This window comes from Anaerotignum faecicola, from assembly GCA_024460105.1.
Lineage (GTDB): Bacteria > Bacillota > Clostridia > Lachnospirales > Anaerotignaceae > JANFXS01.
Genome location: JANFXS010000262.1, coordinates 1 through 459, shown reverse-complemented (window position 1 = coordinate 459; position 459 = coordinate 1). Strand labels below are relative to the sequence as shown.

The window sequence follows — 459 nt, the reverse complement described above, 5'->3', positions numbered from 1 at the left end:
CTGTCGACGTTGTACTTGCTTAAGGAGTAGCGTACCTCGCTCCCGTCTGTCCGGTTCTCAATGCACCGTGTAAAAATGGAGTCGTTTTCCGCATCATTCAAATACGTATCCGTGGCATGGTAGGCTGTTTGAAAGGTGCTGGTAAGAAATTCAATATGTTCCTGAACATTAAATCTCGTGTTTAAGTAATTGATGCCGAATATTGCTGCCGAAAAAAAGATGCATCCGATAAAAACCAGGAAAACGATATTCCTGGTTGCCGCTTTTTCCAGCTGCTTTTGAAATATGGTCTGTTCCCGTGTCTGTTTATATGCCATGGCGGTCTCCCATCAAAAGGCCTGCGGAGTTTAATCCGCAGACAGATATCTCTATATGCAGTATAGCACAAGACTGCAAATAAGGACATATTTTTTAATAAACCGAGACCTTTTTTTCTGTCCGGCAATTCGATAAAATATG

General features: G+C 42.0%; 1 protein-coding gene. It reads right to left on the bottom strand.

Annotated elements, in window-relative coordinates; genetic code table 11:
- Nucleotides 1–317 (bottom strand): two-component sensor histidine kinase (locus tag NE664_13865; GenBank protein ID MCQ4727720.1); only part of this gene is annotated, 317 nt, incomplete at its 3' end.
- Nucleotides 318–459: the final 142 nt, after the last annotated feature.